Below are 9992 nucleotides of genomic sequence, written 5' to 3'. Positions count from 1 at the left end.
GGGGGGGGGGGGGGGGGGGGGGGGGGGGGGGGGGGGGGGGGGGGGGGGGCCGCCGGGGGCGGGGCGGGGGGGGGCGTTTTGCCCCCGGGGGCCGGGGCCGGGGGGCCCCCCGCCCCCGTCGTGGTTTCGGCTCGCGCGCGGAGTGCCACCACCGTCGGTGGGGTTGTGATCTTGGTCGTGAACGGTCGACGGTTGGTGATCTTGGATTGGCTGCGGGTTACCAGCCTCTGGCTTTCCACTGGGGGAGGGCGGGGCGCTCGGCGCCCAGGGTGCTGTCCTTGCCGTGGCCCGGGTAGAACCAGGTGTCGTCCGAGAGTTGGTCGAACAGCTTGTGCTCGACGTCAGCGATCAGCGTCGCGAAGCGCTCCGGGTCCTTGTCGGTGTTGCCCACCCCACCGGGGAAGAGACTGTCGCCGGTGAACAGGTGCGGGGTGCCGGCCGGGTCGCGGTAGAGCAGCGCGATCGAACCCGGGGTGTGCCCCTTGATGTGGATGACCTCCAGCGCACAGTCGCCGACCGACACGGTGTCGCCGTCGGCCAGCCGCTCCGCCTCGATCGGCAACCCCGACGCGTCCTCGGCGTGCACCAGCGCCCGGGCGCCGGTCTTGGCGACGACCTCCTCCAACGCCACCCAATGATCCATGTGCTGGTGGGTCGTCACCACTGCGGCGAGCCCACCGTCACCGATCAGTTCGAGCAGCCGGGGCGCCTCGTTGGCGGCGTCGATCAGCACCTGATCACCGGTGCCCGTGCAGCGCAGCAGGTAGGCGTTGTTGTCCATCGGACCCACCGACAGCTTGCTGATGGTCAGCCCGTCCAGCTCCCGAACCGCCGGTGCGCCGCCGTGCGTGACGTCTCCGCTGTATGTCATGACGTTTCTATATCCATTCCGGTGGAGTAGGCAGGGGACCGTCAGGGGTGACGGAGAGCGGGGCGCCGTCGGCGCGGCCGATCAGCCAGGCGGCGAGGTCGGGGGCGGGGCCGGCGACGATCGGAGCGTCCACGCGCTCCCCGATCACCACCTCGTGCTCGCTGCCGTCGAGGCGCAGCACCATCGACGGCGGTGTCGGCCCCGAGGCGTGATGACTGGCCGCCTCCCGCAGCAGACGGTGGGCGAACGTCTCCGACCAGTCCGCGGCCCGGTAGTCGGCGGCCAGATCGAGGTGGTGCACCTCGATCTCCCGCAGCCGACCCCAGACCAGCAGCGCCGCCGGCCAGGGGCCCTTACGCGCCTGCACCGTCGCCGCCCAGGCGTCGGCCGGCATCGCCGCGACCGCCTCGGAGAACAGGTCCGCGGTGCGTCGCAGGTCGTCCAGGTGCGCGGCCGGTGGCCGGCTTGAACCGGTTTCGATGTCCGCGGTGCGGGCCTCCAACGAGGCGTACATCGGCAGCGCCGCCCCGGTGCGGGCCGCGGTGAGCAGGTTGACGAAACCGTCGGCGTTGCGCGCCACATGTGCCAGCACGTGGCCGCGCGTCCAGCCCGGCAGCAGCGACGCGGCGGCCAGGTCCGCGGCGTCGAAGGAAGCGGCGGTACGCAGTAGTCGGCTGGTGGCCGCGTCCACCTCGCCCATCAGCAACAGCGGATCCGTGGTCACCCGTCGACCCTAGCGGTCCGCCGTCGCGCCGTCGCCGGGGAAATCGCTTTCGGCGCGTCGGTGCGCGACCTACCGTCAGCGGCAGACGCGGCACCGGGACATCGGACGGAGGTGGTGATCATGCCGGACGTGGCACGCGTGTTCCGCCATCACCAGCTTCGACACCGATGAGGATGCCATGACGATCGATCTGACCGCCCTCGGCTGGGACGCCGAGCGAACGGCGTACGCCGCGCGCCGCGGCGAGCACCAGCCGGGTCGGGTGGCCCGGGTGGACCGGGGGGTCTGCACGGTGCTCACCGCAGTCGGTCCGGTCCGGGCCAGCCTTGGTGGGGCGGTGCTGACCGTCGCCGCGCGGGACCCGTCCGCGCTGCCCTGCGCCGGGGACTGGGTGCTGCTCACCCACTGGCCGGACCGCCGCGTCACAGTGGAGGCGGTGCTGCCGCGGCGCGGCGCGCTGATCCGGCGTACCGCCGGCAAGGACGCCAGCGGTCAGGTGCTGGCCGCCAACCTGGACGCCGCCGCCGTGGTGGAGCCGGTGCACCCCGAGCCGGACGTGGGCCGGATCGAGCGGCTGCTCTCCCTGGCCCACGAGTCCGGCGCCCGGCCACTTGTCGTGCTGACCAAGGCGGACCTCGCGGCCGACCCGGCCGCGCTGGCCCGCCAGTTGGCCGCGGTCGCCCCCGGGGTGCCGGTGCTGCCGGTCAGCGCCGAACGTGGCCTCGGGCTGGAACCGCTGCGCGCCGAGGTGACGCCCGGCCGCACGCTCGGCCTGCTCGGCCCGTCCGGTGCTGGCAAGTCGAGCCTGGTCAACGCCCTCGTCGGTGCGGTGATGATGCCCACCCAGGCGATCCGGCGGGTGGACGGCAAGGGTCGGCACACCACCACCTGGCGGGCCCTCGTGCCCATCCCCGGTGGCGGTGCGGTGATCGACACGCCCGGTGTCCGGGCGGTCGGCCTGCTGGACGGCGCGGTCGGGCTCGACCGGGCGTTCGCCGACATCGCCGAGCTGGCCGAGGGTTGCCGGTACGCCGACTGCGGTCACGACGGCGAGCCGGCCTGCGCGGTCCGGGAGGCGCTGCACACCGGCGAGCTCTCCACCCGTCGGTGGGAGAGCTGGCGGCGGCTGCAGGGTGAGGTGGCCCACGAGAGCCGACGGCGGGAGGCCCGGGTGGCGGCGGAGCGACGCGGTGGGTGGCGTTCGGCCCGTCGTCGGGCCGTGCGTCCGCCGGCGTCCGGCGGCTACTGACCGGGCGCCCGCCGACGCGCGGCCGCCCGGCTTTGCGGGGGACGCGCGTTTTCGGGTGGCCCGGGCTTCCGGCTGGCGCGGCCGACCGGGCTGAGCTGGGGGAATGTGCGGGCGAGGGAAACTGTCATACCTCGGGGCTAGAGTTGCCGAGGCGTGTTTTCCGCGCCCGCACGACCGCTCAAGACCACCCAGAGCGGGACAGAACCTTCGCTTCGTCTTCTCCCGGGAGTACACGCACCGTGGCCGACCGACTGATCATCCGTGGCGCGCGCGAGCACAACCTGCGTGACGTCAGTCTCGACCTGCCCCGGGACGCACTCATCGTGTTCACCGGGCTGTCCGGGTCGGGCAAGTCGAGCCTGGCCTTCGACACGATCTTCGCCGAGGGGCAGCGCCGCTACGTCGAGTCGCTCTCGTCGTACGCCCGGCAGTTCCTCGGCCAGATGGACAAGCCAGACGTCGACTTCATCGAGGGCCTGAGCCCGGCCGTCTCGATCGACCAGAAATCCACCTCGCGTAACCCGCGCTCGACCGTCGGCACCATCACCGAGGTCTACGACTACCTGCGCCTGCTCTACGCCCGCATCGGTGAGCCGCACTGCCCGGTCTGTGGTGAGCGCATCTCCCGGCAGAGCCCGCAACAGATCGTCGACAGGGTTCTCGCGATGGCCGAGGGCACCAAGTTCATGGTGCTCGCCCCGGTCATCCGTGGCCGCAAGGGCGAATATGTCGACCTCTTCGCCGAGCTGCAGGCCAAGGGCTACGCCCGGGCCCGGGTCGACGGCGTGGTGCACCCGCTGACCGAGCCGCCGAAGCTCAAGAAGCAGGAGAAGCACACCATCGAGGTGGTGATCGACCGCCTCACCGTCAAGCCGAGCGCCAAGCAGCGGCTCACCGACTCGGTCGAGGCCGCCCTGGGCCTGTCCAGCGGCCTGGTCCTGCTCGACTTCGTCGACCTCCCCGAGGACGACCCGTATCGCGAGCGCCGCTACTCCGAGCACCTGGCCTGCCCCAACGACCACCCGCTCGCCATCGAGGATCTCGAGCCCCGGGTCTTCTCCTTCAACGCGCCCTACGGCGCCTGCCCGGAGTGCACCGGCCTGGGCACCAAGAAGGAGGTCGACCCGGAGCTGCTGGTCCCCGACCCGGAGCGCAGCCTGCGTGAGGGCGCCATCCAGCCCTGGTCCACCGGGCACAACCTGGAATACTTCCTGCGCCTGCTGGAGGCGCTCGGCGAGGCCCAGCACTTCGACATCGACACCCCCTGGCGGGCGTTGCCAGCACGGGCACAGAAGACGATCCTGCACGGCTCCGACGACCAGGTGCACGTGCGCTACCGCAACAAGTACGGCCGTGAGCGCTCCTACTACACCGGCTTCGAGGGCGTGGTGCAGTGGATCGAGCGCCGGCACTCCGACACCGAGTCCGAGTGGTCCCGCGACAAGTACGAGGGCTACATGCGCGACGTGCCGTGCGCGGCGTGCGGCGGTGCCCGGCTCAAGCCCGAGGTGCTCGCTGTCACGTTGGCCGGCAAGAGCATCGCCGAGGTCTGCAACCTGTCCGTGGGGGAGTGCGCCGACCTGCTCGCCGGCATCGAGCTGACCGACCGGCAGAAGATGATCGCCGAGCGGGTCCTCAAGGAGATCAACGCCCGGCTGCGGTTCCTGCTCGACGTCGGCCTGGACTACCTCTCCCTGGACCGCCCGGCCGGCACGCTCTCCGGCGGTGAGGCACAGCGCATCCGGCTGGCCACCCAGATCGGCTCCGGCCTGGTGGGCGTGCTCTACGTGCTCGACGAGCCCTCGATCGGGCTGCACCAGCGCGACAACCACCGGCTGATCGAGACCCTGATCCGGCTGCGCGGGCTCGGCAACACCCTGATCGTGGTCGAGCACGACGAGGACACCATCCGCACCGCCGACTGGATCGTCGACATCGGGCCCGGCGCGGGTGAGCACGGCGGCAAGATCGTGCACAGCGGCTCGGTGCCGGCGTTGCTGAAGAACAAGGAATCGATCACCGGGGCGTACCTGTCCGGTCGGCGGTCGATCCCGACGCCGACGGGCCGCCGCCCGCAGGATCCGGCCCGCGAGCTGGTGGTGCACGGCGCGCGGGAGCACAACCTGCGCAACCTGACCGTCCCGTTCCCGCTGGGCCAGCTGATCGCGGTCACCGGGGTCAGCGGCTCGGGCAAGTCGACGCTGGTCAACGACATCCTGTACGCGGTGCTGGCCAACCAGATCAACGGCGCCCGGCTGGTGCCGGGCCGGCACACCCGGGTCTCCGGACTGGAGCACGTGGACAAGGTCGTCGGCGTGGACCAGTCGCCGATCGGCCGGACGCCGCGCTCCAACCCGGCCACCTACACCGGCGTCTGGGACCACGTCCGCAAGCTCTTCGCGGAGACCACCGAGGCGAAGGTGCGCGGATACGGCCCAGGTCGGTTCTCCTTCAACGTCAAGGGCGGGCGCTGCGAGGCGTGCTCGGGTGACGGCACCATCAAGATCGAGATGAACTTCCTTCCCGACGTGTACGTCCCCTGCGAGGTCTGCAAGGGCGCCCGGTACAACCGGGAGACCCTTGAGGTGCACTACAAGGGCAAGACCGTCTCGGACGTGCTGGAGATGCCGATCGAGGAGGCCGCCGAGTTCTTCTCCGCCATCCCGGCCATCCACCGGCACCTGAAGACCCTGGTCGACGTCGGCCTGGGCTACGTCCGCCTCGGTCAGCCCGCGCCGACCCTCTCCGGCGGCGAGGCGCAGCGGGTCAAGCTCGCCTCCGAGCTGCAGAAGCGCTCCACCGGGCGGACGGTCTACGTGCTCGACGAGCCGACCACCGGTCTGCACTTCGAGGACATCCGCAAGCTGCTGATGGTGCTGGAAGGGCTGGTCGACAAGGGCAACACGGTGATCACCATCGAGCACAACCTCGACGTGATCAAAACCGCGGACTGGCTGATCGACATGGGTCCCGAGGGTGGCCACCGGGGCGGCACCGTGCTCGCCACCGGCACCCCCGAGGAGGTCGCCGAGGTGGCCGAGAGCCACACCGGCGAGTTCCTGCGCCAGGTGCTCAAGCTCGACGGCAAGGCCAAGGGTGCGGCTGCCGCCACCACCCGGGCCGCCAAGGCCAACGGCGTGACCAAGGCGCGGGCCAGCCGTAAGGTGCCAGCCGCCGCGCGCTGACCTCTGTGCGTGTTCGCGGGGCGGGGCGGGTCGGTTGACGACCCGCCCTGCCCCATTTGCAGGGTCGGACGAGTGCCGCGATGAACCATCCGGCACAGTTGCCCGTGTGGAGAAGTGTGGCCGGCTTTCGACCGGCAGCGGGCTAGAGAGAGGCGAGGCATGAGTGACGATCAGGCGCTGACCGGTCCGGGTACGCAGACACGTCGTACCCTGCTCACCGGCGTCGGGGCGGTCGGCGCGGCCGTCGTCCTGGCTGCCTGCGGCAGCGACGACGGCGGCAACGGCAGCGGCAGTGACGCACCCACCAGTGGTGGCCCCGCCGTGCCCAGCACCGGCGACGCCGGCGGCGGAGACCGGCAGAATGCCCAGTCGTTGGCCACCACAGCCGACATCCCGGTCGGAGGCGGCAAGGTCCTCGCCGCTGAAGGTGTGGTCATCACCCAGCCCGCAGCGGGCCAGTTCAAGGGCTTCAGCCCGATCTGTACGCACCAGAACTGCCCGGTGACGAACGTCGACGGCGGCACCATCAACTGCACCTGCCACGGCAGCAAGTTCTCGATCGAGGACGGCTCGGTGAAGGCCGGCCCGGCCACCAAGCCGCTGCCGCCCAAGAACATCAAGGTCACCGGCGACCAGATCTCGCTGGCCTGACCCACCCCGGGCCGACCGCCGGCGTGCGCTGGCCGACCCAGGACGTGCGTTGGCCGACCGCCGGCCGTGCGTTGGCCGCGCGCCGGGCACGTTGGCCGCGCAAGATCGACTCGCGTTTCAGGAAGTCGGGGTGTCCGCGTCTCGTCGACACCCCGACTTCCAGGAACCCGAGTGGATCATGCGCCTGCGATAGGCTGTCGGTGCTGCGGACTAGGCTTGTCGGCGTGGCTGACCCCTCGACCTACCGCCCCGCACCCGGCACCATCCCGGAGCTACCGGGGGTCTACCGCTTTCGCGACGGCACCGGCCGGGTGATCTACGTCGGCAAGGCGCGAAATCTGCGCAGCCGACTCAACTCCTACTTCGGCGACGTCTGGAACCTGCACGAGCGCACCCGACAGATGGTCACCACCGCCGAGTCGGTGGACTGGATCACCGTCGGCACCGAGGTCGAGGCGCTCCAGCAGGAGTTCACCTGGATCAAGCAGTACGACCCGCGGTTCAACGTCCGCTACCGCGACGACAAGTCGTACCCCTATCTCGCCGTCACCCTCGACGAGGAGTACCCCCGGCTCCAGGTGATGCGCGGCGCCAAGCGCAAGGGCGTGCGCTACTTCGGTCCCTATTCGCATGCCTGGGCCATCCGGGAGACCCTCGACCTGCTGCTGCGGGTCTTCCCGGCGCGGACCTGCTCCGCCGGGGTGTTCAAGCGGGCCGGCCAGGTCGGTCGTCCCTGCCTGCTGGGCTACATCGGCAAGTGCTCGGCGCCGTGCGTCGGCACCGTCTCCGCCGACGAACACCGGGCCATCGTCGACGGGTTCTGCGACTTCATGGCAGGGCGCACCGACACCATGGTCCGCAAGATCGAACGTGAGATGACCGAGGCGAGTGAGCAGCTGGAGTTCGAGCGGGCCGCCCGGCTGCGCGACGACGTGGCCGCGCTGCGCCGGGCCATGGAGAAGCAGACAGTGGTGCTCGGCGACGGCACCGACGCGGACGTCGTCGCGTTCGCCGACGACCCGCTCGAGGCGGCTGTGCAGGTCTTCCACGTCCGCGACGGCCGGGTCCGCGGCCAGCGCGGTTGGGTGGTGGAGAAGACCGAGGATCTGACCACCGGGGACCTGGTGCACCACTTCTGCACCCAGGTGTACGGCGGCGAGCACGGCGAGGCCGACGTGCCTCGGGAACTGCTGGTCCCCGAGTTGCCCGCGGACGCCGACGCGCTGGCCGAGTGGCTCTCCAACCACCGGGGCAGTCGGGTGTCGCTGCGGGTGCCGCAGCGTGGCGACAAACGCTCACTGATGGAGACGGTGGAGCGCAACGCCAAAGACGCGCTGGCCCGGCACAAGCTCAAGCGCTCCGGTGACCTGACCACCCGGGGCAAGGCACTGGACGAGATCAGCGAGGCGCTGGGCATGAGCACGTCGCCGCTGCGCATCGAGTGTTTCGACATCTCCCAGATCCAGGGCACCGACGTGGTCGCCAGCATGGTGGTCTTCGAGGACGGGCTGCCCCGCAAGAGCGAGTACCGGCGGTTCATCGTCCGGGGCGCCACCGACGACCTCTCCGCGATGTCCGAGGTGCTCCGTCGCCGCTTCGCCCGCTACCTGGACGCCAGGGCCGAGACGGGCGAGGTGGGCGTGGAGTCGGCCGACGACTCGGCCGCCCCCCAGGACGCGGTCGAGCCCCAGGTCGGCGTCCTGATCGATCCGACCACCGGCCGGCCCCGAAAATTCGCGTACCCGCCGCAGCTGGTGGTCGTCGACGGCGGCGCCCCACAGGTCGCGGCCGCCGCGCAGGCCCTCGCCGACCTGGGCATCGACGACGTGGCCCTGTGCGGGCTGGCCAAGCGGCTGGAGGAGGTGTGGCTCCCGGACGACGAGTTCCCGGTCATCCTCCCGCGCACCTCCGAAGGGCTCTACCTGCTGCAACGGGTGCGTGACGAGGCGCACCGGTTCGCCATCACCTTCCATCGGCAGCGCCGCTCCAAGCGGATGACCGAGTCGGCGCTGGACCACGTACCCGGCCTGGGCGAGGTGCGTCGCAAGGCGCTGCTGCGGCACTTCGGCTCGCTCAAGCGACTCTCGGCCGCAACGGTCGAAGAGATCACCGAGGTGCCGGGCGTGGGGCGGCGTACCGCCGAGGCGATCCTGGCCGCTCTCGACAAGGACGCCAGGGCTGGCGACAGCGCCGAGGTGAAGCCCAGCACCTGAGCATTGTCGTCGCTCGCCCGGCCGGAGGCGCAGTCGACCGGCTCACGCTGGCTGTCCGTGCTCGCCCCTTGATGGGCGGTCGTGCCCCCCATGATCGTGCTCGTGCCTGGGTGTAGTGGCCTCGTGGCATGGGGAGGGGCCTGTTCCCTGGATCGAGCGCGATCCAGCGGTGGTTCACACCGCGCACTGCCCCTGGCCGGGTCGGTCCGCACGGCGCTCTGCGCCCTGAGTCTGGCCGGCCCGACGGCACCCTGTGGGTCTCCGGTTCGACTACGAGGTCTCTCGCCCCGCCACGCCCGGCCCCGCCACGCCCGGCCCCGGCCCGCCCGGCCCCGGCCCGCCCGGCCCCGCCCGGCCTCGGCCCCGCCCGGCCCCGGCCCCGGCCTCGGCCCCGGACCGGTCCGCGCCGCGTTCTGCCCCTGCCTCGGACTAGCCCGGGGCGGACAAACGGGACACACGGGCGTGATCCACTCGGCTTTCATGATGTCGGGGTGTCCCCGGCGCTAGGACACCGCGATTTCCGTGAACCCGAGTCGATCACGCCGCCATGGCCGCCATGCCGGGTTCGCATGGAGCGCTGACCCGCGTCGAGTTGATCCCGCGCGGTCCCTGCCCCGAGTCGGGCCGGTCCGCACGGCGCACCAACCTCAGGCTGAGCCGATCCGCGCCGTCCTGACCGCGAGTCGTCCCGGTTCGGGGCGCGCGAACGACCCTGACCGGCATGATCCACTCGGCTTTCATGAAGTCGGGGCATCCCCGCCACCCGGACACCGCGTTTTCCGTGAACCCGAGTCGATCACCCCGCCTCGGCCGCCTGTCCGTATCGCCGACTGGGCGAGGTGGGCGGGTTGTCGGGTTTGGTGTCCGGTGTCGGGTGGTCGGGGCCACCCCGGCGGCGGAATCGGCGGCCGGGCGGGGTCGTTATACCTGGCAGACCACCGCAACAGTCCCGGTCGCGGGGCGCGGCAGCCGCCGGGAACACCGGCCGGGCCGCCCCGGTTGCACCCCCGAACGGCCGAGCACCACAACAGGCCCCCTGCGGGTAGGCGGAATGACCTGCCACCGCGAACGGTTACACCCTGTCCCGACGCCGACCCCC

General features: G+C 71.5%; 6 protein-coding genes. 4 read left to right on the top strand and 2 right to left on the bottom strand.

Annotation, left to right across the window (positions count from 1 at the left end):
* Positions 1-217: 217 nt before the first annotated feature.
* Together ACIA47_RS32405 and ACIA47_RS32400 are read right to left on the bottom strand one after the other, a co-directional pair.
* The gene (locus ACIA47_RS32405) at positions 218-871 is read right to left on the bottom strand and encodes an MBL fold metallo-hydrolase (RefSeq protein ID WP_396712241.1); all 654 of its coding nucleotides are present in this window, start codon (positions 869-871) and stop codon (positions 218-220) included.
* A 7-nt stretch (positions 872-878) separates the two neighbouring features.
* Positions 879-1595 carry a maleylpyruvate isomerase family mycothiol-dependent enzyme gene (locus tag ACIA47_RS32400; RefSeq protein WP_203124889.1) on the bottom strand — a complete coding sequence of 239 codons (717 nt, stop codon included), beginning with the start codon at positions 1593-1595 and terminating at the stop codon, positions 879-881.
* A 178-nt stretch (positions 1596-1773) separates the two neighbouring features.
* Here ACIA47_RS32400 and rsgA point away from each other — a divergent pair, with 178 nt between their 5' ends.
* From rsgA to uvrC, 4 genes are all read left to right on the top strand, one after another.
* On the top strand, positions 1774-2844 hold the full coding sequence (gene rsgA / locus ACIA47_RS32395; RefSeq protein ID WP_396712239.1) for a ribosome small subunit-dependent GTPase A: 1071 nt from the start codon (positions 1774-1776) through the stop codon (positions 2842-2844).
* A gap of 239 nt (positions 2845-3083) precedes the next feature.
* Complete coding sequence (uvrA, locus tag ACIA47_RS32390) at positions 3084-6029, top strand: excinuclease ABC subunit UvrA (RefSeq protein WP_203124893.1); 2946 nt, start codon at positions 3084-3086, stop codon at positions 6027-6029.
* A gap of 159 nt (positions 6030-6188) precedes the next feature.
* Positions 6189-6680, top strand: coding sequence for a Rieske (2Fe-2S) protein (locus tag ACIA47_RS32385; RefSeq protein WP_203124894.1), 492 nt, complete (start codon positions 6189-6191; stop codon positions 6678-6680).
* 224 nt (positions 6681-6904) lie between these two features.
* A complete protein-coding gene (gene uvrC / locus ACIA47_RS32380; protein WP_203124896.1) occupies positions 6905-8893 on the top strand; it encodes an excinuclease ABC subunit UvrC in 1989 nt (662 codons plus the stop codon).
* Positions 8894-9992: the final 1099 nt, after the last annotated feature.

The organism is Micromonospora sp. NPDC051227, assembly GCF_044455385.1.
In the GTDB taxonomy this organism is placed as follows: domain Bacteria; phylum Actinomycetota; class Actinomycetes; order Mycobacteriales; family Micromonosporaceae; genus Micromonospora.
The sequence above is the reverse complement of the archived record's forward strand: the minus strand, read 5'-3'. Positions and strand labels throughout refer to the sequence as shown.